Raw genomic sequence first — 24,419 nt, forward strand, 5'->3', positions numbered from 1 at the left:
TCCTAACAATTTCCTCTGCGACTCATACTTCTTGTAACGCCATAAAATTCCAAAGTATTTGCAAATTTCCAGCTTGCATATTGAACGCCTCTATCGCTATGAAAAATTAGACTTTCCCCTATTTTTCTATTCTTGACAGCCATTTTCCAGGTAGAAAGACTTGTCTCTTAGGTGCTCATCCCTTTGCTTAAACTCCATTCAATGATTTTCCTGTCATACAAATCAATCACTGTTGTTAAGTATAAAAATCCTTTTTTGGTCTGAATATAAGTGATGTCTGAAACCTAAACTTACGCAGGTTTTTCGGTTATAAAATTTCTGTCCAACACATTTTCTACCACCTAATAATTGTGTTTAGAGTTTGTAGTCACTTTAAATGTCTTGCTCAGTTTACTTCGTAGACCAAGCTCTCTCATATATTTTGCAACAGTTATTCTGGAGATTTTATAGCCTAAAGAATTCAATTCAAAAGTAATCCTTGGGCTTCCTAACGCTATTTTGATGAAAAATATATTGACGTGATTTGCTGTTTTACTTTTTCTTTCAAAAGCAATTTCTTGCTACTCGGTCTGCTTTTCCATTTATACGTAGATTTTTCTCCCTCGTTTCATAAGTTAAAATTAAGGCTTTATGCTTAACTTTAACTGGACACTAAATTAGTACATCCACAATTAAACATTTGATAATAAATATAATCTTATGGCTTCTTACCGAAGAGATGGCTCGTCACGTTTTGGGAAAAATTCTAAATGGGGAGATTTCTATGCATTTTCTGCAACGAAATATGCTTGATCAGATTTTGTTTAAGGGTCACGAATCTTATAAAGAATTTAATAAGGAATATTGTGATATTAAAAAAGATATTCATTACATGCCAATTATTCGTTTAGGAGCGAAAGGAGACTTGAAAAACATCACAGAATACCTTAAAAATTACAAAGTTTATGGCTTTGAATTTACCATCGGAAAAATCGAAAAGAATTTAATTGATTTTAAAGAAATCCGTGCTAAAAAGGTGAAAATTTGGGTAAACTCGCTTTGGCCACATCACAATGCCGGAAATAATAACGACAAAGTCTTGGATAATCCTAATGTTTATGATTGGTACATTAATAAAGGTGTGAATATCATTCAAACAGACAGACCAAAAGAGTTGATTCTATATTTGAAAAGTGAAAATTTATTTGTTGAATAATAAATCTTAATAAATAAAAATAAGCGCCAACTGTCTTCAGTTGGCGCTATTTGGTTGTTTGTAATTTTAACAAGACTGTATCGAAACCATTTATTAGCAGATATCGATGATATTTTGAAGGTGTAAAATAATGTTTAACACAACTTTTAAACTTTGCTTATTCTTCGTTGATATTTTAAACATTTGAAAGGAAAATAAAAAAGGAAACTTAAATTTTAAGTTTCCTTTTTTAATGCTATATCGATAAAATGTTTGAATTTTTACTCCGCCTTATTTTTCAGCGCCATCAAAAGACTATAAGCTCCTTTCTGAACTATCTTTTTATCTTTCAAATTGTCCGCTTTCAAAATCTCCGTGAATTGATCATCAGAAATTCCCACATTCACAGGAATCATTTTATATTTTTTATTTCCTAAATCTTCAAAAACATAATTTTTACTTTCAAAAGAAACTACAGATTCATTCGGTAAACCAATGGTAAATCTACTGTTAATAGTCACTTCTGCGTTGATGTACATTCCTTTGATAAACTCAGGATTTGGCGTTGAAAGTTTCGCCACAGCAATTGATGAACCTCCATTTTCGATGTTCGGAACGATACTTACAATTTTAGCTGTCGATTTTTTATCAGGGTTTTGATTGTTGTAAACCAAAATTTCCTGTCCGATTTTCACGTCATTTACATCATTTTCAAAAACTTTTAATTCAAGCAATAAACCTGTTGGATTAATCAATTCAAACAAAGTATCCGAAGGATTAATATATTGTCCGTTATTCACCAGAATTTTGCTCACAAAACCATTGAAAGGCGCATAAATATTAATTCGACTTCTGATATTGGATGAGTTTAATCCTTTGGCATTAATTCCAATAATTCTTAATTTTTCCTCCAAACCTTTCAAAGTAGCATTCAATGTAGAATAATCTGCCTGTGCGGTTTGCAGAGTTTTATCACTTGTTGCTTTGGTGATATTCAAATCTTTTTGACGATTTAAATTCAATCTTGCCGATTCCAATTGTGCCTTCGTTACCAGATAATCCTGTTGCAACTGAATAAACTGCGGGTCTTCTACGACCGCCAAAACCTGACCTTTGCTGAAATGACTTCCGTTTATCACATTAATCGATTTGATATGACCGCCCATAATGCTGGAAATCGAACTGATATGAGACGGCTCAATTTCAACTTTCCCGTTCAGACGAACCAATTTTTGCATTGTTTTTTCCTGAACCGTTGTCGTCGTTAAACCAATCGATTGCAATTGTTTATCCGACATTTGAACCGTATTTTGGTCTTTTTCCTTGAATTTTGTGTTTTCATAAACCGTTTTTTCTTCCTCTTTTTTTCCTGAACAGGAAGATAAAATCAGAATTACACTTAAACTAAGAATTGATATATTTTTAAGATACATTTCGCTGTTATTTTGATAGTAAAAAATTAAGTTCTGCACCAATTTGGTTGAGTCTTTCGAGATTGTCGATGTAATCTACCTTCGTTTGCACTGCCTGATTGGCAAGAATTACCCAGTTTAGATAATCGATTTCGCCAACTTCTAATTGTTTTTGAACCGTTTTTAAAATAGTTTCCGATTTCGGAAGCTGTTTTTGCTCGTAGTTTTCAACAATTCTTAATTGGTTATTGTAGCTGCTCAATTGTTGTTGCAATCTGCTTTTCAACTCGATTTCTTTACGCTGAAATTCGTTTTCAGAAATTGCCACTTTCGCTTTCGTCGCTTTTGCTAAAGCTCGCTGACCTTTCGTAAACAAAGGAATTCCGACACCGACTTGAAACGCATTAAAACGATTGTTATTCAGGTTTTTCATACTTTGATTCGTATATCCAATCAATAAATCCGGCAACAACTTCGATTTTTCAAGCTGAGCTTCCGCTTCATTGATTTTAATTTGTTGATTTAAATATTGTAATTCAGGATGTTGCTGAATCATTTCTTCCGAAACCTCAAGATTAACATTCATAATCGGCTTGTCTGAAATTGGTTGAAATTTTTCTTCCGACTGAAGCAATAACTGAAGCTGAAGTTTGGCAATATTCAAATCATTTTCAAGCATATTCAATTGCGTTTTTGCTTGTTCATTTTGAATTTCTGCTGTTGATTCCTCCAAAATATTGGTTTCACCTTTTTTCAGTCTCAAACTCGCTTTTTCTGCAAAACTGCTGTACAATTTGCTGATGTAATCAATCACTTTTTTCTTTTCTTGAAGCGTCAGAATTCGGTAAAAAACATCCGAAACTTCTTTTGCTAACTGTGCTTTCGTTAAGTTTTGATTGATGACACTTGCGTTCCACTGTGCATCCAACATTTCTTTTCTTTTGGTATAAACCGTCGGAAAACTGAAACGTTGGGAAATAGAAAAAGAATTATCGGTTTCAATTCCATTAATTTGTCCGATTTGCGCACTAACTTCCGTTTGTGGAATATCGAGATAACTTGACTTTAATTTTTCCTGATATTCAGAAATTAATTTTGAATTTTTTAAAGTTCCATTTTGCTGAAAAGCTTGTTCCAAAGCTTGTTCGTAGGTAATATTTTCCTGTGCATTCATTATTCCGAAAGACATCAGAAATAAGAATGAAGTCAGTTTTTTATGATTGTTTGAAAATTTCATTTTGATTAAATTAAATTGATTTATCGAGGAGCTTGATACTTTTTCTTTTTACTGATTCGTTCAAATAAGACGTAAAGAATCGGTAAAACGAATAAGGTTAAAAGTGTTGCCAACATCAAACCTCCAATAACGACTGTTGCCAAAGGTCGCTGAACTTCCGCACCAGCTCCGTTGCTGATTGCCATTGGTAAAAATCCTAATGAAGCCACAAAAGCTGTCATCAAAACCGGACGAAGACGAATTCTTGTTCCCATTAAAACAATTCTGCTTAAGTTGGTAACACCATCTTTTTTCAGTCGGTTGAATTCTGAAATCAATACAATTCCGTTCAAAACAGCAACTCCGAAAAGAGCTATAAATCCAACTCCCGCACTGATGCTGAAAGGCATTCCTCGCAATGCTAAAAAGTAAATCCCTCCAATTGCTGACAATGGAATCGCTGTGTAAATCAGTAAACTATGTTTTACAGAACCGAAAGCGAAGAATAGCAATAAGAAAATCATCACCAAAGAAATCGGAACGGCAATTCCTAATCTTGCTTTAGCCTCATTTAAATTTTCAAAAGCGCCACCGTAAGAAATCGTGTAACCTGCAGACAATTTCAAATCTTTGTTAACCTTCTGCTGCAGCTCTTCCACAATACTTTGAACGTCTCTTCCGCGAACATTGAAACCTACAACAATTCTTCGTTTGGTATCTTCTCTTTGAATCTGATTTGGGCTTTCCTTTAATTCTACTTTTGCGAGTTGATACAACGGAATTTGCTCCCCATTCGGCGTCGGAACCAAAAGATTCTGAATACTTGTAATGTTTTTTTTATAATCGTTATCCATTCTTACAACGACATCAAATTTTCTTTCACCTTCATACAAAGCACCTGCAATTTGCCCAGCAAAAGCCATATTGATAACCCTGTTGATTTCTGCAACTGAAATATTGTAACGCGAAAGTTCGTCCCGATTATAATCTATAACCACTTGCGGAGCGCCTACAACAGGCTCCAAATACAAATCTTGAGCACCTTTCACCGTAGAAATTACACCACCTAATTTTTTAGCGTAAATCGCTAAACTGTCTAAATTTTCTCCATAAATTTTACAGACAACATCTTGTCTTGCTCCCGTCATCAATTCATTAAAACGCATTTGCACCGGAAACTGGAAACCTGTCGTTAAGCCTGGAATCACTTTCAATGATTCACTCATTTTTTCAGAAAGTTCGGGGAAAGAATGTGCGGAAGTCCATTCTTTTTTAGGTTTTAGTACAATAATCATATCTCCCGCATCCATTGGCATTGGTTCGGTTGGGATTTCTGCGCTTCCGATTTTGGTTACCACTTTTTGAACTTCCGGAAATTGTTTCAACAAAATTTGAGCAGCTTGTGTGGTTACTTTTTTGGTTTCTTCGATGTTACTTCCTTGAAGAATCCTCATTTCAACCGCAAAATCTCCTTCCTCTAATGATGGAATAAATTCTCCACCCATTTTCGACAAAACGAAAACCGCTCCTGCAAACAAGACAATAACTGTCGCAATGATTGTTTTTCTGAATTTTAAAGCTTTAATCAATAAATTTTGATGCCCTACTTCAACTTTCGCCATTACTCGGTCCGAAATGTTGTCTTTTAATTTTTTCTTTCGGCTTAACACCAAAGAACTCATCATCGGAATGTACGTTAATGACAGTAAAAACGCTCCAATCAAAGCAAAAGCTACGGTTTGTGCCATTGGTTTGAACATCTTTCCTTCAATTCCTTGAAGTGTAAAAATGGGAAGATATACGATAAGAATAATGATTTGTCCGAAAACAGCACTGTTCACCATTTTTGTAGCCGAAGTTGAAACTTGCGCATCCATTTCCAGTTTAGAAAGCATATTGTCTGTTCCGAAATGTTTTTTATGTGCTAATTGGTGTAAAACAGCTTCTACAATAATCACAGCGCCATCCACAATCAATCCGAAATCGAGAGCTCCGAGACTCATTAAGTTTCCTCCAACTCCGAAGATATTCATCATAATAATGGCAAAAAGCATCGCCAAAGGAATCACAGAAGCAACTAATAATCCCGCTCGGAAATTTCCGAGGAATAAAACCAAAATGAAAACTACGATTAGCGCACCTTCCATCAAGTTGGTTTTTACTGTACTGATGGTATTTTTCACCATTTTTGCTCTATCTAAAAACGGTTCAATTACAACGCCTTCCGGTAAAGATTCCTGAATTTTATCTAATCTTTGCTTAATGTTTCCAATTACTTCGTTAGCATTTTCGCCTTTCAGCATCAAAACAATCGCTCCCGAAACTTCGCCTGTGTCGTTAAAAGTCATTGCACCATAACGTGTTGCATAGCCAATCTTTACACTTGCAACGTCTTTAAGATGAACCGGAATCCCTTCTTGAGTGGTAGAAACCTGAATATTTCCAATATCTTCAACCGTTCCTAAAAGTCCTTCGCTTCGAATAAAAAGTACCGTTTCTTTCTTTTCGATATACGCACCTCCGGTATTTTGATTGTTTTTTTCTAAAGCGGCAAAAACATCATTAATATTGATGTTAAAAGCCTGAAGTTGATTAGGATTAATGGCGATTTCGTACTGTTTTAATTTTCCACCAAAACTACTTACATCGGCAACGCCTTTTGTTCCTAATAACTGACGACGAATTACCCAATCCTGAATGGTTCTAAGTTCGGTTTCGTCATAAACGTGTTCATAGCCTTTTTTAGCTCTTACAACATATTGAAAAATTTCTCCCAAACCTGAAGAAATAGGTCCTAATTCTGGCTTTCCAATACCTTCGGGAATATTATCCTGAACCAATTGCAAACGCTCCTGAACTTGCTGTCTCGCCCAATAAACATCGGTATCATCATCAAAAACAACCGTAATTAAGGATAACCCGAAACGTGAAAAACTTCGAATTTCGGTAATTCCGTTGATGTTGCTTGTTGCCTGCTCAATCGGAAAAGTGACCAATCTTTCTATATCTGCCGCACCATAAGACGGCGCTACGGTAATTACCTGAACCTGATTGTTGGTAATATCAGGCTGTGCATCGATGGGAAGTTTAGTGGTTTCATAAATACCAAAAAGAATGAGCGCAATGGTAAACAGCCCGATAATGAGTTTATTCTTTACAGAAAACTCAATAATTTTATTTAACATAAAAATGTATTAATTGAATGAAATAGAAATCAACTGCTTGAAGTAAAAACCTAAAACATTGATATTTAATTTAAAAATCAATTAACAAAAGCGCGGCGGCTGGAAAATACGTGAAAGATAACTGCTGGAAAAGTCTTTTTCCTGATAAACAGTTGGTTTTTGAGATATGATGATCTCTTTGATTTTTTCAATATGAAAAGTAGTTTCAGGAAGTTTTGCGTGAACAATCAAAACTAAAGTGGGATTGAAAAACGGTAATTTCTGATCTGTATCCCAATCTTCATCTGGTTGGTGATTGTCATAATGCTCAACCAAAAACTCTATAACACTTCCTTGATATTCTGCTAAATGCTCAATAAATACGGGTGTTTTCACAAGCTCTGCGATACTTGTCGTAGCAAAGCAATAGGTGATCGCACAGAATATGGAGAGCCATTTTAACATTGGTGCAAAGATAAGGGATATACTTAGAAATAAATGTTATTCAAAACTTTAATTTTAAATAAATATTGATGATTATATGTTTTATATAAAGATTTCTGTTCAAAAAACCCTACAGATAATACCTTTTCTTTAGTCTCAAAGAAGTTTTTACCAATAAAATAAGCACAGGAACTTCGACCAAAGGACCAATGACGCCTACAAAAGCCTGTGGAGAATGAATTCCGAAAATAGCGATAGAAACTGCAATTGCCAGTTCAAAGTTGTTACCTGTGGCTGTGAATGCGATTGAAGCATTTTTATCGTAAGGAATTTTTAATGCTTTGTTAATGAAGAAACTTACAAAAAACATCAGTACAAAATAGATGATTAACGGAATGGAAACTTTTAGCACATCCATTGGAAGTTCAATTATTTTATCTCCTTTCAGACTGAACATTAATATGATAGTGAACAAAAGTGCATACAATGTGATTGGTGAAATTTTTGGGACAAATATTCTGTTGTACCATTCGGTTCCTTTTGTTTTAATAAAAAAGTAACGAGTGAGAAAACCAGCCAAAAAGGGAATTCCTAAGTATAATAAGACACTTTCTGTAACATCTTTCATAGATACGGTTACGTTGAAGTTGGCTAGACCTAATTTGCTCGGCAATACATTGATGAACAACCAAACTAAAAAACTGTAAGAAGTAATCTGGAAGATGCTGTTCAATGCAACCAACATAGCTGTATATTCTCTGTTTGCTTTTGCCAGATCGCTCCAAACAATGACCATTGCGATACATCTTGCCAAACCTATCAATATCAGTCCTGTCATATAATTTGGCTCTCTTCTTAGAAACAAAACGGCTAATCCAAACATCAATACGGTGCCAACAAACCAATTTAGAAATAGCGAAATACCCACTACTTTTTTATCCTTGAATGCTTGAGGCAATAATGAATAATCAACTTTTGCCAAGGGCGGGTACATCATCAGAATTAAGCCAATTGCCAACGGAATATTGGTAGTTCCCACCGATAAAGTATTGCTGATTTTGGAAATTGAAGGAAAGAAATAGCCTAAACCGATACCAATGGTCATCGCAAGAAAAATCCATAGGGTAAGGTAGCGATCAAGAAATTTTAATTTGGGTTGCATAAAAGATTATTTTTTAATCATAGAAAAAACGTAGAACATTTCAGAAGCAATCTGAAGACTTCTTTCTGCGTAAACCTTCGATTGTTCCGGAGTATTGTCAGAAATTTTTGGGTCTTCAAACGTGATGGGAATTCTTTTTTCCGCACCCGGAATGAAAGGACAGCCTTCGTCCGCTTGTGAACAGGTCATTATTGCTGCAAAATCTGATACAGGATTGAACGGATTGTCATATTTCTTTGAAAATCCAATAATCGGTAAAGTGTTGTCACCAATTTTTATCGTATAAATCGGATTGCTTTCATTCGAGATTTTAAAAATATTAAAACCTTGATTTGCAAGTGTTTCAGCTACTTTTTGAAATAAAGCTGTTTCTTCCGTACCTCCCGAATAACAGTGTAAATTTGCGATATTGAAATAAGCAGCTCCAGTTTGAGCCCAGATTTGTGATAGATGGCTTCTGCGCGAGTTGTGCGTACAAATGAAATTGAGATTAATATCTTTCCCATCATTTGTTTTTTGCTGTATAAAATCAATTAAGGGTTGCAATGTGATTTTTCTTTCTTCACTAATGCTTTTATACTGCAATTTTTCAATTATATTTTTTAATGTTGAATACATTTTGCTAATTATTTTTTTAATCGATTCCTATAGTTTTACTTCTGCGCTCCATAAGGACATTATCTTTCCAAACTCCATTTTTCTTACCGATTTTTTCTCTATAACCGACTATTCGAAATCCACATTTCTCGTGCAATTTGATACTGCTTTCATTTTCTGCAAAAATCCCTGATTGCAAGGTCCATATTCCGTTTTCTTCGCTCTGTCGGATTAATTCGGTCAGTACTATTTTTCCGATTCCTTTTCCGCGTTCTTCTTTGGCGATATAAATGCTGACTTCTGCAACTCCTGCGTATACGCATCTGCTGGAAACAGGCGTCAAAGCAGTCCATCCAAGCATTTTATTGTTATCAAAAATGCTTATTCTGCAAAAGTTCAGATGCCCTTTGTCCCAATCTTCCCAAATAGGTGTGTCGTTTTGAAAAGTCGCAATCTGAGTTTCCAATCCTTGTCTGTAAATTTCCATTGCTTCAGGAAAGTTGTCTTTAGTGATTGATTTAATTTCCATTTTACAAGAATTTAGCAACAACCTGAATTTGGTGTACAGCAAGAACTATTCAGCTCAGAGAGTTTTATCTTTTGTTTTTCTGAAGGAATTCCGCAAGCGTCCTGAGCCAAACAAGCGGTCTGTTTATTTTTCAGAATAAAATGACTTCCGTTAAAATCCAAATCATATTTTCCTATGGTCGTGCTTTGATATTCCACTTCAATCTCAGAATCTTCGATGTGCAATTGCTCTTCAGAAAGTTGAATTATGTTTAGTAATTTCGCAGGTTTTAGTCTGTGTTCAAAATCATTGGCATTCCACAGCTGAAAATTGATTACTTTTTCATTTCTAATGGTTCCGCCACAATCGATAAAGTTTTTTATAATGACTCCGATTTCAGTTACGTGAAAATGTTCAGGAACAAATTCTCCGTTTTCTAATTGAAATTCAACATTGTTCAGCGTAGCTAGAATTTCTTTAATTTCTGATAATTTCATAGTAAATTTATTTAATTAATTAATATATTGCAATATAACGATATTAGATTTATAAAAAAAGCTGTTAGTAACATTGTCCAACTTTTACATCCTGTTCAAAAAATTGATTCAACAAAGCCTGAACTTCTTTCCATTTTTTATCTTCGATACAGTAGCAGACAGATTTTCCATCAATCGTTCCCTGTATAATTCCTATATTTTTAAGCTCTTTCAAATGCTGTGAAATAGTTGCCTGTGCCAATCCCAGTTCATCTACCAAATCATTACAAATACAAGCCTTCTGATTGATAATGTGTTGAAGAATTGCAATTCTTGCAGGATGCGCCAAAACTTTAAAGAGAGATGCCAGATTGTTCTGCTCGTCCGAAAATATTTCTGTTTTAGTGAGTCCCATAATTAACATTTATATATCGCAATATTACGATAATTATTTTATTGGAACAACTATTTATTTTATCTATGAAATACAACCTTATTTAAAACCGTTCTTAGCGAAACATTGTTTAAATTTGAATAGTGAAAAAGTTGATTTCCATAGTATTGCTTACATTCTATTTGGTTTCTACAACCGAATTATATCAGCTTTTGAAAATTCCTACACTTGTTGAACATTACTTTGAACACAAGGCGCTCAATCCAGAGATGCCATTGATTGCTTTTCTTAAAACGCATTATGACCATCCGGTTAAAGATGGAGATTATGGGAAAGACCAGAAGCTTCCTTTCATCGTTCATTCTAAAACGTTAACTTTAATTTTAACTTTAAGTGCAGGAGTCACTTTTCAGTCAATGAACAATAGTTTCAGAGAAAGTGTATCTCATAAAATTCCTTCCAAAGACGAAGACTTTTGCCTGAAAGGTTTTAAAAGTTCAGTTTGTGAACCACCAAGAAGTACGGACATTACACGAAATCTGTCGGGATGACTTCTGATAATATTTCGTTAAATTTAAGATTCAAATAAAATTGTAATACTTGACTTGTTGGATGTTATTTGACAAGTCAATTTTTTTAAAACAACAACGTATGCATCATCAATTAGAAAAACATTACGTCAATAGAGTAGGATGGCTTCGTGCAGCAGTTTTAGGGGCTAATGACGGTTTGTTGTCCACCACAAGTATCGTGATTGGTGTTGCCGCAGCAAATCCTGACCGAAATACTATTATTCTCGCAGCACTTGCCGGAATGATTGCCGGAGCAATGTCTATGGCAGCTGGAGAATATGTTTCCGTAAGTGCACAGGAAGATACTGAAAAAGCTGATTTGCTAAGGGAAAAAAAGGAATTGGAAGAAATGCCGGAAATTGAATTGATAGAGCTGGCAAAAATCTATGAAAAGCGTGGTGTAAGTAAGGAAACTGCTTTACAGGTTGCTACTGAATTAACCAATCATGATGCTTTGGGAGCACACGCTCACGATGAATTGGGAATCAACGAGATTACTCAGGCAAAACCTTTGCAGGCAGCAGTTGCATCTTTTGGTTCTTTTGCTTTGGGTGCAATATTACCTTTTGCAGTATCATTTTTAGCGCCGATAAAAGAAATGGTTTATTTCCAGTATGGATTTTCCATTATTTTCTTAATGATTCTTGGAGCAATTTCAGCGAGAACAGGTGGTTCAAAAATAGGAATTGCTGTCATAAGAATTTGTTTCTGGGGAACTGTCGCAATGGGCGTTACTGCTTTGATTGGACATCTTTTTGGAGTTTCTGTGGCGTAAAAATTATTATTAAATAAAAAAATAAAGACTGTAGTTTTGAAGTACAGTCTTTTTTCTTCCATTTTAATGAGGTAATTTTTCCCTGAAATAGCCATACACCCAAGTTCCTAAAATGGCACTTGTCAAAGTAACGATAACCGCCAAAGCTCCCGTTCCAATCTGTGCAAAAAGAGGCCCTGGACAAGCGCCTGTAATCGCCCAGCCAAATCCGAAAATCAATCCGCCATAGATTTGACCTTTATTGAATGTCTTGGGCGCAATTTTGATGGGTTCGCCATAAACGGTCTTAATGTTAAACTTTTTGATGACCCAAACGGAAATCATTCCCGTAAGAACAGCGCTCCCAATCACACCGTACATATGAAAAGACTGCAAGCGGAACATCTCCTGAATTCTGAACCAACTGATAATTTCGGCTTTTACAAATACAATCCCGAAAAGAACGCCGACGATGAGGTATTTGATGTTGTGATACCATTTATGTTTCAGTTCGCTTTCGTTGATACAAATCGTGTCTTGGTGACGTATATCTTCTGTTCCTTTTATCATTTTTAAATTTTTAAAGTGAAAGTATAATCGGCAGAATAACATTTGCCATTAAAAAACCGCCTGCCATAAAGCAGATTGTGGCAACAAGCGAGGGCCATTGCATATTAGACAATCCCATAATGGCGTGACCGCTGGTACAACCGCCTGCATATCGGGTTCCGAAACCTACCAGAAAACCTCCGACTACCATTGTAATGAAACCTCTCAAAGTTAAAAGACTTGCAAAATTCATTAACTGAGTGGGAACGAGATTGCTGAAATCCGTAATTCCATAAGTCGCTAATTCTGCTTTCAGTTTAGGGTTTACCGAAATTTCGGTGCTGTTGATGAGATAATGAGAAGCAATTATTCCGCCCAAAAAAATTCCGAAAACGAAAAATAGATTCCATAATTCTTTCTTCCAGTCATATTTGAAAAAACTGATATTCGCAGGAATACAAGCCGCACAGATATGTCTCAAAGAAGAGCTGATTCCGAAAGATTTGTTCCCTAAAATCAGTAAAACAGGAACTGTGAGACCAATGAGAGGTCCTGCAATATACCAGGGCCAAGGTTCTTTTATCAATTCTAACATTAATTCTATTTTTAATTTAAAACTTTACTCTGACAAACAAAATCGCTTTTCGGAACTCCCGTTTTTGCAATTTCGCTAAAACCACCTGCAATTTCGCTAAAATTTCTGTATCCTCTTGCCTGTAAAATACTCGCAGCCATCATACTTCTGTAGCCACCCGCACAATGGAGGTAGAAATGTTCCTTGGAATCTAATGTGTTAATCCATTGATTGATATAAGCTAAAGGCTTGTTGAAAGCTTCATCTACGTGCTCTGCATTATATTCGGATTCTTTTCTTACATCGATAATTTTCACCTCTTTTCCTATGATTTCTTTCTCAAATTCCTGAGCAGAAATTCTATTCACAGTATCGATTTCTTTACCACTGTTTTTCCATGCATTGAAACCTCCTTTTAAAAAACCGATGATGTTATCAAAACCTACACGGCTCAATCTGGTAACGGTTTCTTCTTCCTGATTTTCGTCAGTGATTAATAAAATCGATTGCTGTACATCTACAATGAGCGCTCCAACCCAAGGCGCAAAATCACCGTCTAAACCAATATTTACAGATTGTGGGATGAAACCTTTGGCAAAATTACTGTTGTTTCTGACATCTAATAATAACGCTCCACTGTGTTCCGCTGTTTCTTCGAATTCATCTGGTGACAGTGCGTGAAGTCCTTTCGATAAAACTTCATCAAAACTTTCGTAGCCTTTTTTGTTCATCGCAACATTCATCCCAAAATAAGCAGGTGGTGGAAGAAGCCCGTCCGTAACCGATTTGATGAAACTTTCCTTATCTTTTTGGTTAAGCGCATAGTTTGTTTTCTTCTGATTTCCTAAACTGTCGATTGTTTCTTTCTGCATATTTTTTCCGCAGGCCGAACCCGCTCCGTGTGCTGGATAAATGATAATATCATCATTCAGTGGTAATATTTTCTCGTACAAACTGTCGTAAAGCAGACCTGCTAATTCTTCCTGTGTAAGATTTGCTGCTTTTTGTGCCAAATCAGGACGACCGACATCGCCTAAAAACAAAGTGTCACCACTGAATAATGCTGTTTCTTTTCCGTTTTCATCGATTAATAAAAAAGATGAACTTTCCATCGTGTGACCGGGCGTGTGAAGGACTTTTATTTTGATATTTCCTACTTCAAAAACCTGATTGTCTTCTGCGATAATCGCTTCAAATTCGGGTTTAGCGGTTGGCCCATAAACGATTGGTGCTTTTGTTTTTTTGCTTAAATCTAAATGGCCGCTCACAAAATCTGCGTGAAAATGAGTTTCAAAAATATATTTTAAAATAACGTTGTCTTTTTGCAATCTGTCAATATAAGGTTGGGTTTCTCTTAACGGGTCGATAATCGCTGCTTCTCCGTTTGAAATAATGTAATAAGCGCCTTGAGCAAGACATCCTGTATAAATTTGTTCTATATTCATTGTGATAAATTTTTTAAGTTTTTTTATTGATACAAAGTTGAGCGTTTAGAAATTTCTGTACCGCTACTTTTGTTACATAAGGATTTTTAGATGAATAATTCTTTTATGATAATATAAATTCCCATCACCAGAATAAACCATCCAAAAACAGGTTTCAGCTTTTTGCCGTCAATCTTTTTGGAAAGTTGAGTTCCAATGATGATTCCGATAATGGCTATGGAAGAAATTGTGCTTAAAAGTTTCCAATCGATTTCGACATTTTTTACTGATGAGAAAAAACCGATAAGAGAATTGAGAGCAATAATCACCAGAGAAGTTCCAATAGCTACTTTCATCGGTGTTTTAAGCAAATTGACAAGAGCCGGAATAATCATAAATCCGCCACCGGCGCCGACAAGTCCGGTAAGAATTCCCACAACAGAACCTTCGCCTGCTGCCAAAAGATTTTTGTTTTTATCAATAGTTTCAGCTTGCAATTGTAATTCAGGGCTTTTCTGAATCATTTTATACGAAGCTAAAATCATTAAACCGGCAAAAATGAGAAGCAGGAAAATATCCTTGGTCAACACAAAATTATTAATGCTGAAAACTTCATTGGGAATCAGTGGAACGAGATAATTTCGGGTAAGAAAAATGGAGATAATAGAAGGAATTCCAAACACCAAAGTCGTTTTCAGATTGACCAAACCTTTTTTAAAGTAAGAAAAAGAGCCCACAACACTGCTGATTCCGACAATGAACAGTGAATATTCGGTTGCCAAAAATGCGTCCAGACCAAAAAGATAGACTAATACAGGAACGGTAAGAATGCTTCCGCCGCCACCGATTAATCCTAAAGAAATTCCGATTAAAACAGAAGCGATATAGCCAAAAATTTCCATTTGCTTTTTTATTTATAATGCAAAATTGGAAATCCTGAAGAACGTGTACCGCTACTTTTGTTACATAAGCATTATTTAGTTTTCCGAAAGCGTGATTTTGTTTCGCCCAAGATTCAGTTTTCCTGCATCTTCAAGCTGCTTTAGAAGTCTGGAAACGACCACTCTTGCTGTACCGAGTTCATTGGCAAGCTGTTCGTGGGTAACAGTAATGGTTTTTGAACCCAAGTTGGAAGATTTTTTATACAGCAGATTAAGAAGTCTCTCATCTACTTTTTTAAATGCGATGGCATTGATAATATCGAGTAATTCCTCAAAACGTTTATGATAAAGCCTGAAAATATAGTCGAGCCATTCGGGATATTCTTTGATGAAAAGCGAAACTTTATCCACTGGTAAAAAAAGAATTTCGGCATCTTCTTCCACTTCCGCTTTTACGATGCTTTTCTCTTGGTGCATTCCGCCAAGAAAAGACATAATGCAGCTTTCGCCGGCTTTGATGTAATACAGCAAAATCTCACGACCGTCTTCCTCAGTACGAATTACTTTTATCATTCCTTTCATTACAATAGGAATGGAGCGTATAGATGCATTCTCATCAAGAATAATATCGCCTTCGTGATAAGTTTTTGTGATGCCGTTTTGGTAGAGCTTATCCAGCAAATCTTTTGAATTAGGAAATTCTTTTGATAAAACGGGGTTGTTCATTTTTTCGAATTAGAAAATAAAATTAGGTAAATTTCTATTAACAGAAATAAGAAATGACGCCAACTGTCTTATTATTTTTTATGAATTTATATTTCATCGACCGCTCTTGGAGAAGATGCCGATTGCTTTTTTAATATATCGCGTTCCAGTTCTGCATCTTTCAGCTTTTTTTCCAACTCATGAATCTTTTCCTGTTCGGCTGTCAGTTTTAAATTTCCATTCCCTGGAAAACTTGCTTCTCCAAATTGGCTACGCCGAACCACTTCGTTAGGTTTCTTCGTACTCTTTACGCCATTTGTAAAGCAGCGTGACTGCGATTCCCAGCTCCCTTGCGAGTTCTGACACATTAGTTCGTTCTTTGCTTAGCTGAACAGCTTTGGGTTTAAAAGCAGGGGCGTAGATTTTTCTACCTCGTTTCATAAGTTAAAATTAAGGCTTTATGCTTAACTTTAACTTGACACTAAATTAGTACATCCAACTATTACTATCATTGTAATGTTTCATGTGGGTTTAGATATAATTCAGAAATTGTAAATAATTTATTTGTTGAAGAATTATCAAAATTTAGTTTTAATAATGGAACTGAAAAGATTTTTAAAACAATTCTTAAGCAAAATTTCGCAGTTGCTTCTAATGGTTTACAAGATGACCGGAAACTTATACAAAATAAATTAAATACTATTGAACAACGAATTGAAAAAGCTAGAGATATGTTTATTGAAGATAAATTAGATGAAGAAGATTTTAGAAGTATTAAAATGAAATACAAAGGAGAAATAGAAAATCTTACATTTAAATTAAATTCTTTAAAAATTTCTTCAGAAAATGAAAATGTTGAACAAAAGATTGATCAGGCATTAAACGCCATTACAAATATTTCTGAAAGGTATAAAAATGCATATACTCTAGATAAGAGAGCGATTGTTGGTCTGATATATTCTGAAAAGTTAATCCTCGATGGAGAGAATTTTCAAACCACAAAAATTAACAGTTTAGCTAATTCTATATTATTGATTAAGAAAGAATTAGGAAATAAAAAAAACCGACAAAAAAGCAAAAAATCTTCTAATGTCGGTCTTGTGACCTTAACGAGCGTATCTTCAAACACTTTTATAGATGATTTGATTAGGTTGAGCCAAGTTAAACAAGAATTAAATATTACTAATTTTTTGTAGTTATAAAATTTTTTACAATTTAATTTTAAACATTTTAACAATCGAAGTGGGCATAAATGGCAATAATATACCAGTGCTTTAAAGCAAAAACAAGCTGGCCCTCTATAAATTTGCTCTTTTTCATAAGATTTTCTTTTTTTAGTAATAATTTTATCTAAAATCTCTACTTTTAAATGATAAGGTTTTTTGGAAGAAAGTCACTGCATTTTTAATTTACTGATATTAATTATTCTTTTTAAGATTATTAATAAAATATGATGGGGTTTGCCCTGTTTCTTTTTTAAATACAATAATAGTACATCCTGGTATATAATTGTATTAATCTAGTTGACAAGACATTTAGTGTACCAGATTGTATCTTTATCTAAAAGAAGTAGTTTTACTATTAGATACCAATAAACTAGATCGATTGTAAACATATTATATATTGGTATATTTAAATATATAGTTGCCTTTTTTTAATTGTAGTCTAATTTGAAAATCTTTATATCTGAATGAAGTAAAGAAAAAAAAATAATAAATTAATATAAAAATACTATCACTAAAATTGCAGGTGTAAAACATCTTTATTAATATTGTGTTCATATGTCCACAAAAAAAGCTTTTAGAACGTTTGGTTCCCCCAAGGTTGGTACCGTTTTATTTTTGTTGCTGATGATTTTGCATGGTTGCAAGGATGCTTCAACAAAATCGGATAAAATAAATATCGGCTTCTCGCAAGGGTTAGGAAATCATCCCTGGAGACAGGCTATGAATCATTCTATGGAGATTCAGGCATCTTTGCATTCGGAGGTGCAATTGAGCATTAGCAAAGCGGAAGGTTCTGTCAAAAAGCAGATTGAGGATATTCAAAAAATGATTGACAGTAGAGTAGATATCATCATTATTTCTCCCATTGAACCTAACTCGCTCATTCCTATTGTGGAGAAAGCTTATGAGCAAAAAATTCCGGTAATTTTAGTTGATAGGAAAATAAACTCCTCAAAATATACCACTTACATCGGTGCAGATAATATAGAAATTGGCAAAGAAGCAGGGCAATATATTATTTCTGATTCCAAGAATCTGAAAAAAGTTATTGAAATAAAAGGCGATGATAACTCTTCACCAACAATTGAAAGAAGTCTGGGTTTCCAGCAAACTATAAAAAATAATTCCAACACAGAACTAATAAAAACCTTCAAAGGTCTTCCGGCAGAGGCTTTCAGGAAAACGCTGGATTCTTTGGGTAATCAAAGTCTGTATGTTTTTGCTTTCAATGACCAACTCGCTACACAAGCCTGGCAAATAGCGAGAAACGCCGGTGTGGAAAATCAAATTAAATTTATCGGTGTGGATGGCCTGAACACAAAAGATGGTGGGATTCAGATGGTTTTAGATGGAAAACTGAACGCTACCTTGCTTTATCCAACGGGTGGCGCAGAAGCTATAGAATCGGCGATTAAAATCTACAACGGGCAAATTCCACCGAAACGAATCAAGCTCAGTACAACCATTATTGACAGGTTGAATGCTGAAATTATGCGAAATCAGTTTGACAAAATTATTGAGCAACAGGGTGTGATAGAAAATCAAGTGAATGCTGTGAAAAAGCAGACCGAACTGTATGCTTCCCAAAAAGAATTATTCCGCTGGTCGGTGGTTTTATTGATGCTCATGTTTTGCCTCGTTGCTTATGCGATTTACCTGATTTATGCCATTAAAATAAAAAACAAACAACTCACTTTGACCAACGAAAGAATCACCATTCAGAGGAATCAGATTGAGATGATTGCCGATGAACTCAAGCAAAGTAACGAAGCGAGAGTCAATTTCTTCACAGGTCTGTCGCACGAATTCAAAACGCCGATAACGCTGATTCTAAGTTCTTTGGAATCGCTGAAAGAAATATTTAAAAGCAAGGGAACAAAACCGTCTTATGAAATTGAGCTCATCAATAAAAATTCTAACCGATTGCTGCGTTTGGTAGATAATCTTTTGGATTTCAGAAAAATAGAAAATAAAACCTTCAATCTTAGGGTTTCCAAAACCAATATTTATGATTTCACTTATGGGATTTTCAGAGACTTTGAGAATGAAGCTAAGAAACGGAATATAAAGTTTGAAATCCGTTCTACAAACAAAAATCTGGAGCTTTATATCGACAGAAACCTGATGGACAAAGTATATTTCAACCTTTTGTCAAATGCTTTTAAATTTACACCAGACAACGGAAAAATTGAAATCACGATTCTGGAAAAAGGTAATCAAGCGGTAATCACTTTTAAAGATAATGGCATCGGAATTCCTGAAAAAGAAATCGGTAACGTTTTCGAAGCTTATTTCAAAGGTTCTAACAACCGGAAAAATAGTTCGGGAATTGGATTGCATTTGAGCCGTCAGTTTGTGGAACTTCACCTTGGAAAAATTGAAGTCAATTCTTTTCAGGGAACAGAATTTATTATCAATCTTTACAAGGGCAACAAACATTTTAACGAAGACCAGATGGTCAAAGAGTCAAGTGTGATGGATGCGGAAACGTTGGCAAAAGCAGCAGTTTTTACTGAAACAGAAAGTGAAATTTTCCCAGCCAATCCGGAAGATAAATCTGAAAAGTATTCCTTACTTTTAGTTGAGGATAATTCAGATTTATCATTTTTCCTCAGCAATAAGCTAAATTATGAATTTGATGTTGAGGTTTCTGATGGAAAAGATGCGATTGAAAAAGCATTGAGCGAAATTCCCGACATCATTGTCTGCGATGTCAATCTTCCGGATAAAAACGGATTTGAAATTTGCGAAATTCTGAAAAATGACCTCAGAACATCTCATATTCCGATCATTCTTCTCACAGCTTTGGACAATAAGGAATCTTATCTTCAGGGACTGAAATCCGGGGTTGACCTTTATCTTACGAAGCCTTTCAGCTTTCCGATTCTGACACAGTCGCTGCGTTCATTGCTTTACAACCGCGAAAAGCTACGTTATTATTACACCAACAACATCGGAAGAATTGTGGACAGCAAATCGTTCGGAAGTATGGAGCAGACTTTTGTTAATAAATTGAATCAAATTATCCAGGCCAATATCGACAATGCCGAATTTTCCGTTGAAAATCTCGCTGACCTTCTGAATATCTCACGAATCCAGCTTTACAGAAAGATTAAAGCAATGTTTGATGTGAATGTGAGCGATTATATCAGCAATATCCGACTGGAACAGGCAAAATCGATGCTTCAAAACCCCGAACTCACCATTTCCGAAATCGCTTACAAAACAGGCTTCTCTTCCCCGAATTATTTCTCCACCGTTTTTAAAAACAAGTTTGGCATTTCCCCGAATATTTACAGGAAAAGTGCGGGAGAGGAGTGATACTTTTTTGGAATAAGTTTGGAATGTTATGTATATGATAAATGTAAACACATTCCGATTAACAAAAATATTCTGAAATATCAATAGGAACTGAGATCAGCCCGTTTTTAATTAAGAAAAATTAATTGACTTTAGCTAAAGCTTATAATAAATTTCGGCTAAAGCCAATTCTACATTACAAACTTCAAATCGGGCTGAAGCCCAACGCTATGCATATCCAATAATTTTTGAAATTAACGAATTGGTCGGCGTAGCCAAAATTAATTTCTAACATTGTAATATTATCGAACTTAGTTTAAAAGCAACAACCCAAGATAGGTTGTTGCTTTTTTATTTTGTCAGGTTCCAATTTCGGTCAACAAAACCACACCAACATCAGTTTAAACTCCTAAAAATTCCCAAAAACCACGTTACAATTCTGTAGATCGATGTTACATTTTTGATACGTTATTATAATTTAACAAAATAATTTAATTATAATATTTTGTTTTTCAGTATCTTATATTAAGTTAACAAATAATTAACCTTAACGTAATATTTTGTTACATAATTAGACCTTCCCATTACCATCTCAGGATATATTAGCCACAAACAAATTAATAATTCTATTGATGAAATCGCTCATCCGTAAATATAATTGATAAAGAGCGATTCCATCTTACTCATAAAAAATATTAAATATATACAGATGAACAAAATTGTATTGTGGTCCGTTACCGCTGCTTTGGCAGGATTTCTTTTCGGATTCGATGTTGTGGTAATTTCCGGGGCCGACAAAAAACTGCAGGCGCTTTGGCAAAGTTCAGATGCTTTCCACGGAGCAGTCGTGATGGGGATGGCGTTATGGGGAACCGTTATCGGCGCCATCTTCGGCGGAATCCCGACCAACAAATTCGGACGCAAAAAAACACTCTTGGCGATAGGCGTCTTGTATGCCCTTTCCGCTATAGGTTCAGCATTATCGAATGACCCCTATATATTTGCATTCTTCAGATTTATGGGCGGTTTGGGCGTTGGAGCTTCAACCATCGCTGCGCCCGCATACATTTCCGAGATTGCGCCGGCAAAAGACCGTGGTAGATTGGTTTCCTTATATCAGTTCAACATCGTTTTAGGAATTTTAGTGGCGTTTTTATCCAATTATCTACTCAGCGGAATTGGCGATAACGATTGGCGTTGGATGTTGGGTGTGCAGGCTATTCCGGCAACAATTTACACACTATGCGTTTTCATCATTCCGGAAAGTCCGAGATGGCTCGTTTCGCAAGGCAGAATAGAAGAAGCCAAAAAAGTGATGAAAATTGTGAGTCCAGATCAGGATTCCGAAGCTGTTATCGCTCAGATGGAAGACGACCACGCCGATGCACCAAAGGAAAATATTTTTATGAAAAAGTACCGTTTCCCATTGATGCTGGCTTTCCTGGTTGCATTTTTCAATCAAATGTCGGGAATTAATGCATTCTTATATTACGCTCCAAGAATTTTTGAAGAGGCTGGTTTAGGCGAGAAAACCGCATTGCTCAGCAGTATCGGAATCGGGATTGTGAATATGGTTTTCACTTTGGTTGGGGTTAATCTCATCGACAAAGTCGGCAGAAGAACTTTGATGTACATTGGCTCCATAGGCTATATCATTTCGTTGGGATTGGTTTCTATGGCATTTTATTTCCATTGGTCGGGCTTGGCGATTCCCATTTTTTTATTCTTGTTTATCGCTTCTCACGCCATCGGACAGGGAACGGTGATCTGGGTTTTTATCTCCGAGATTTTCCCGAACCATCTCCGCGCATCCGGACAGGCATTCGGAAGTTCCACCCACTGGGTTTTAGCAGCAGTAATTCCGTCGTTGATTCCGACGTTATTCTCTACCATTGGTGCAGGAACAGTCTTTTTGATTTTTACCATTGCAATGGTTTTCCAGTTGTTGTTCGTGATTTTTATGATGCCGGAAACCAAAGGCGTATCCTTAGAAAAATTGAGCAAAACCTTAACGAAAGAATAAAAAAAATCTGCAAAATCAGACAAATCTGCGAGAAATAATTTAAAGGAGAATTATTTGGGCAGCTATATCCGCCCTCCGTTCCCGCTTTTTTGCTCGTCGTGCCTCCTCACAAAAAGAGCTCCACTCAGGTCGGGCTGCGGGAGTCTGTATAAAACGAAGTTTTGTCATAAAAATACAATTTGGCTTCCTTATATATCTGATTGAAAACTAGCTCGGTTAAAAAAAAACGAAAAAAGTCAAGCTATAAAAAAAAAATAAAATCTGCTAAATACTCAGGAATCAATAAAATAATCGTAATGAGAAAAATAATATCAACCTTAATTATCGCTGCCACTTTCCAATCAGGACTTCACGCACAGGCGGATGCCACACCGTCGGAAGAACAGCTGTACCGCCCCAATTTTCATTTCACACCAAAAAAAGGCTGGATGAATGACCCAAATGGGCTCTATTATAAAGACGGCGTTTACCATCTATTTTTCCAGTATTATCCTGATGGCAACAAATGGGGACCGATGCATTGGGGACACGCAACCAGTAAAGACTTGGTGAGATGGGAAGAACAGCCGATTGCACTTTATCCGGATGATTTGGGATATATCTTCTCAGGAAGTGCGGTGGTGGACAAAAACAACACTTCCGGTTTTGGAAATTCTAAAAATAATCCTGTGGTTGCCATTTACACATACCACAATCCAAACCGTGAAAAAGACGGCAAAATTGATGTAGAATCTCAGGGAATAGCTTATTCTCTCGACAACAGCAAAACCTGGACAAAATACAGCTCAAACCCGGTATTGAAAAACCCTGGAATCCGTGATTTCCGTGATCCGAAAGTCATCTGGGATACCAAGAGAAAACAATGGGTAATGGCTTTAGCAGCGCAGGACAGAGCGCATTTCTACACCTCCAAAAATCTCAAGGACTGGACTTTTCAATCCGAATTCGGGAAAGAGCTGGGTGGTCACGGTGGTGTTTGGGAGTGTCCTGATTTATTTCCGCTAAAAGTGGAAGGTTCGAAAGAAGAAAAATGGGTGCTGATTGTGAATATCAATCCGGGTGGTCCGAATAAAGGTTCTGCAGGACAGTATTTTGTTGGTGATTTTGATGGCAAAACATTTAAAATAGATGAGCATTTTACGAAACAACTTCAGCGAGAAAAAGCTGTGTGGCTGGATTGGGGCAAAGACAATTATGCCAGCGTTTCATTTGATAATGTTCCTCAGGATAAAAGAATCATCATCGGTTGGATGAGCAATTGGGAATATGCGCAGGAAGTGCCGACCGAGCTTTGGCGAAGCAGTACTACTGTTGCAAGAGAAGTTTCGCTCAAGAAAACAAAAGACGGCTATATTCTCAAAAATGTTCCGGTTACGCAGCTGAAAAAATATCAGGGAAAACCTATAACTAAAAAAATTAGTTTAAAATCCGAGAATCAGTTGATTTCCAAATCTGAAATCAATTTATCCAAAGCAGTTATTGATTTAGATTTAAAAAAGATGAATGCAGGAAAATACACTTTCTCTTTGAAAAATACTTTGGGAGAAGAAGTTCTTTTCGGGATTGATAACAAAACAAAAGAACTTTTTATAGACCGTTCAAAATCTGGTAAAACAGATTTCGGGAAAAATTATGCAACGCCAATTACCAAAGCTCCTTTGAACGAAATTTATGTGAACGCCAAAATGAAACTGGTCATCGACAAAACTTCCATAGAAATCTTCTTCAACGACGGCGAAAAAGTTCTGACAGAAATCTTCTTTCCGAACGAAAATTTCTCAGAACTGACTTTAAATACAAATACGAATGGAGCTTCTCTAGAATTCAATGCTTATCAGATTAACACCAAATAAAAACTATATTA

At 35.7% G+C, this 24,419-nt stretch carries 22 protein-coding genes and 2 pseudogenes; 7 read left to right on the top strand and 17 right to left on the bottom strand.

Features of this window, described 5'->3' with window-relative positions; translation table 11 throughout:
• Nucleotides 1-2: 2 nt before the first annotated feature.
• Nucleotides 3-230: pseudogene (locus DRF58_RS19090) on the bottom strand (DDE-type integrase/transposase/recombinase).
• 111 nt (nt 231-341) lie between these two features.
• Complete coding sequence (locus DRF58_RS19095; RefSeq protein WP_157966706.1) at nt 342-464, bottom strand: hypothetical protein; 123 nt, start codon at nt 462-464, stop codon at nt 342-344.
• A 215-nt stretch (nt 465-679) separates the two neighbouring features.
• On the opposite strand from DRF58_RS19095, the gene DRF58_RS04810 reads away from it, so the two are divergent.
• A complete protein-coding gene (locus DRF58_RS04810) occupies nt 680-1,195 on the top strand; it encodes a DUF4996 domain-containing protein (protein WP_123902361.1) in 516 nt (171 codons plus the stop codon).
• Nucleotides 1,196-1,455: 260 nt separating this feature from the next.
• On the opposite strand, the gene DRF58_RS04815 is transcribed toward DRF58_RS04810, so the two are convergent.
• The 8 genes and pseudogenes from DRF58_RS04815 to DRF58_RS04850 all read right to left on the bottom strand — a co-directional run bounded on the left by DRF58_RS04815 (nt 1,456) and on the right by DRF58_RS04850 (nt 10,568).
• Entirely contained in the window at nt 1,456-2,607 is a 1,152-nt protein-coding gene (locus DRF58_RS04815) for an efflux RND transporter periplasmic adaptor subunit (RefSeq protein ID WP_123902362.1), read from the bottom strand.
• 7 nt (nt 2,608-2,614) lie between these two features.
• Nucleotides 2,615-6,987: pseudogene (locus tag DRF58_RS04820) on the bottom strand (CusA/CzcA family heavy metal efflux RND transporter).
• 81 nt (nt 6,988-7,068) lie between these two features.
• Nucleotides 7,069-7,362, bottom strand: a complete 294-nt coding sequence (locus tag DRF58_RS04825) for a hypothetical protein (RefSeq protein WP_123902365.1) — start codon at nt 7,360-7,362, stop codon at nt 7,069-7,071.
• 178 nt (nt 7,363-7,540) lie between these two features.
• Nucleotides 7,541-8,572, bottom strand: coding sequence for an ACR3 family arsenite efflux transporter (gene arsB, locus DRF58_RS04830; RefSeq protein WP_116033480.1), 1,032 nt, complete (start codon nt 8,570-8,572; stop codon nt 7,541-7,543).
• Between the two features lie 6 nt (nt 8,573-8,578).
• A complete protein-coding gene (locus DRF58_RS04835; protein WP_116033482.1) occupies nt 8,579-9,190 on the bottom strand; it encodes an arsenate-mycothiol transferase ArsC in 612 nt (203 codons plus the stop codon).
• 16 nt (nt 9,191-9,206) lie between these two features.
• Complete coding sequence (locus tag DRF58_RS04840; RefSeq protein WP_116033621.1) at nt 9,207-9,698, bottom strand: GNAT family N-acetyltransferase; 492 nt, start codon at nt 9,696-9,698, stop codon at nt 9,207-9,209.
• Nucleotides 9,699-9,709: 11 nt separating this feature from the next.
• A complete protein-coding gene (locus DRF58_RS04845; protein WP_116033484.1) occupies nt 9,710-10,174 on the bottom strand; it encodes a DUF6428 family protein in 465 nt (154 codons plus the stop codon).
• 64 nt (nt 10,175-10,238) lie between these two features.
• A complete protein-coding gene (locus tag DRF58_RS04850) occupies nt 10,239-10,568 on the bottom strand; it encodes an ArsR/SmtB family transcription factor (RefSeq protein ID WP_116033485.1) in 330 nt (109 codons plus the stop codon).
• Nucleotides 10,569-10,690: 122 nt separating this feature from the next.
• Between DRF58_RS04850 and DRF58_RS04855 the strand changes: the two genes are divergently transcribed.
• On the top strand, nt 10,691-11,098 hold the full coding sequence (locus DRF58_RS04855) for a hypothetical protein (protein WP_116033487.1): 408 nt from the start codon (nt 10,691-10,693) through the stop codon (nt 11,096-11,098).
• 100 nt (nt 11,099-11,198) lie between these two features.
• Nucleotides 11,199-11,894, top strand: a complete 696-nt coding sequence (locus DRF58_RS04860; RefSeq protein ID WP_116033489.1) for a VIT1/CCC1 transporter family protein — start codon at nt 11,199-11,201, stop codon at nt 11,892-11,894.
• 63 nt (nt 11,895-11,957) lie between these two features.
• Here the strand turns inward: DRF58_RS04860 and DRF58_RS04865 are convergent, their stop codons facing one another.
• From DRF58_RS04865 to DRF58_RS19100, 7 genes are all read right to left on the bottom strand, one after another.
• Complete coding sequence (locus DRF58_RS04865; protein WP_116033490.1) at nt 11,958-12,443, bottom strand: DUF6691 family protein; 486 nt, start codon at nt 12,441-12,443, stop codon at nt 11,958-11,960.
• Nucleotides 12,444-12,453: 10 nt separating this feature from the next.
• Nucleotides 12,454-13,017, bottom strand: a complete 564-nt coding sequence (locus DRF58_RS04870; RefSeq protein WP_116033492.1) for a YeeE/YedE family protein — start codon at nt 13,015-13,017, stop codon at nt 12,454-12,456.
• Between the two features lie 11 nt (nt 13,018-13,028).
• The gene (locus DRF58_RS04875) at nt 13,029-14,441 is read right to left on the bottom strand and encodes an MBL fold metallo-hydrolase (protein WP_116033494.1); all 1,413 of its coding nucleotides are present in this window, start codon (nt 14,439-14,441) and stop codon (nt 13,029-13,031) included.
• A gap of 86 nt (nt 14,442-14,527) precedes the next feature.
• The gene (locus DRF58_RS04880) at nt 14,528-15,322 is read right to left on the bottom strand and encodes a sulfite exporter TauE/SafE family protein (protein WP_116033495.1); all 795 of its coding nucleotides are present in this window, start codon (nt 15,320-15,322) and stop codon (nt 14,528-14,530) included.
• Nucleotides 15,323-15,397: 75 nt separating this feature from the next.
• The gene (locus DRF58_RS04885; RefSeq protein ID WP_116033496.1) at nt 15,398-16,027 is read right to left on the bottom strand and encodes a Crp/Fnr family transcriptional regulator; all 630 of its coding nucleotides are present in this window, start codon (nt 16,025-16,027) and stop codon (nt 15,398-15,400) included.
• An 86-nt stretch (nt 16,028-16,113) separates the two neighbouring features.
• Nucleotides 16,114-16,290, bottom strand: a complete 177-nt coding sequence (locus tag DRF58_RS18360) for a hypothetical protein (RefSeq protein ID WP_157966707.1) — start codon at nt 16,288-16,290, stop codon at nt 16,114-16,116.
• 4 nt (nt 16,291-16,294) lie between these two features.
• On the bottom strand, nt 16,295-16,447 hold the full coding sequence (locus DRF58_RS19100) for a transposase (RefSeq protein WP_116033497.1): 153 nt from the start codon (nt 16,445-16,447) through the stop codon (nt 16,295-16,297).
• Nucleotides 16,448-16,737: 290 nt separating this feature from the next.
• On the opposite strand from DRF58_RS19100, the gene DRF58_RS04895 reads away from it, so the two are divergent.
• From DRF58_RS04895 to DRF58_RS04910, 4 genes are all read left to right on the top strand, one after another.
• Nucleotides 16,738-17,202 carry a hypothetical protein gene (locus tag DRF58_RS04895; RefSeq protein WP_116033498.1) on the top strand — a complete coding sequence of 155 codons (465 nt, stop codon included), beginning with the start codon at nt 16,738-16,740 and terminating at the stop codon, nt 17,200-17,202.
• A gap of 585 nt (nt 17,203-17,787) precedes the next feature.
• Nucleotides 17,788-20,553 (top strand): substrate-binding domain-containing protein, encoded by a 2,766-nt coding sequence (locus tag DRF58_RS04900; RefSeq protein WP_116033499.1) that lies wholly within the window; start codon nt 17,788-17,790, stop codon nt 20,551-20,553.
• 688 nt (nt 20,554-21,241) lie between these two features.
• Entirely contained in the window at nt 21,242-22,555 is a 1,314-nt protein-coding gene (locus tag DRF58_RS04905) for a sugar porter family MFS transporter (RefSeq protein ID WP_116033500.1), read from the top strand.
• 296 nt (nt 22,556-22,851) lie between these two features.
• A complete protein-coding gene (locus DRF58_RS04910; RefSeq protein ID WP_116033622.1) occupies nt 22,852-24,408 on the top strand; it encodes a glycoside hydrolase family 32 protein in 1,557 nt (518 codons plus the stop codon).
• Nucleotides 24,409-24,419 lie beyond the last annotated feature (11 nt).

This window comes from Epilithonimonas hispanica, assembly GCF_003385395.1.
Classification (GTDB): Bacteria; Bacteroidota; Bacteroidia; order Flavobacteriales; family Weeksellaceae; genus Epilithonimonas; species Epilithonimonas hispanica.

Excerpts from the sequence above, each read along its gene's own strand:
- DRF58_RS04910 (WP_116033622.1), top strand. The coding sequence starts at position 22,852 with ATGAGAAAAATAATATCAACCTTAATTATCGCTGCCACTTTCCAATCA.
- DRF58_RS04845 (WP_116033484.1), bottom strand. The coding sequence starts at position 10,174 with ATGAAATTATCAGAAATTAAAGAAATTCTAGCTACGCTGAACAATGTT.
- DRF58_RS04835 (WP_116033482.1), bottom strand. The coding sequence starts at position 9,190 with ATGTATTCAACATTAAAAAATATAATTGAAAAATTGCAGTATAAAAGC.
- DRF58_RS04870 (WP_116033492.1), bottom strand. The coding sequence starts at position 13,017 with ATGTTAGAATTGATAAAAGAACCTTGGCCCTGGTATATTGCAGGACCT.
- DRF58_RS04875 (WP_116033494.1), bottom strand. The coding sequence starts at position 14,441 with ATGAATATAGAACAAATTTATACAGGATGTCTTGCTCAAGGCGCTTAT.
- DRF58_RS04885 (WP_116033496.1), bottom strand. The coding sequence starts at position 16,027 with ATGAACAACCCCGTTTTATCAAAAGAATTTCCTAATTCAAAAGATTTG.
- DRF58_RS04840 (WP_116033621.1), bottom strand. The coding sequence starts at position 9,698 with ATGGAAATTAAATCAATCACTAAAGACAACTTTCCTGAAGCAATGGAA.
- DRF58_RS04860 (WP_116033489.1), top strand. The coding sequence starts at position 11,199 with ATGCATCATCAATTAGAAAAACATTACGTCAATAGAGTAGGATGGCTT.
- arsB (WP_116033480.1), bottom strand. The coding sequence starts at position 8,572 with ATGCAACCCAAATTAAAATTTCTTGATCGCTACCTTACCCTATGGATT.
- DRF58_RS04815 (WP_123902362.1), bottom strand. The coding sequence starts at position 2,607 with ATGTATCTTAAAAATATATCAATTCTTAGTTTAAGTGTAATTCTGATT.
- DRF58_RS04865 (WP_116033490.1), bottom strand. The coding sequence starts at position 12,443 with ATGATAAAAGGAACAGAAGATATACGTCACCAAGACACGATTTGTATC.
- DRF58_RS04880 (WP_116033495.1), bottom strand. The coding sequence starts at position 15,322 with ATGGAAATTTTTGGCTATATCGCTTCTGTTTTAATCGGAATTTCTTTA.
- DRF58_RS04850 (WP_116033485.1), bottom strand. The coding sequence starts at position 10,568 with ATGGGACTCACTAAAACAGAAATATTTTCGGACGAGCAGAACAATCTG.
- DRF58_RS04895 (WP_116033498.1), top strand. The coding sequence starts at position 16,738 with ATGTTTATTGAAGATAAATTAGATGAAGAAGATTTTAGAAGTATTAAA.
- DRF58_RS04905 (WP_116033500.1), top strand. The coding sequence starts at position 21,242 with ATGAACAAAATTGTATTGTGGTCCGTTACCGCTGCTTTGGCAGGATTT.
- DRF58_RS04900 (WP_116033499.1), top strand. The coding sequence starts at position 17,788 with ATGTCCACAAAAAAAGCTTTTAGAACGTTTGGTTCCCCCAAGGTTGGT.
- DRF58_RS19100 (WP_116033497.1), bottom strand. The coding sequence starts at position 16,447 with ATGAAACGAGGTAGAAAAATCTACGCCCCTGCTTTTAAACCCAAAGCT.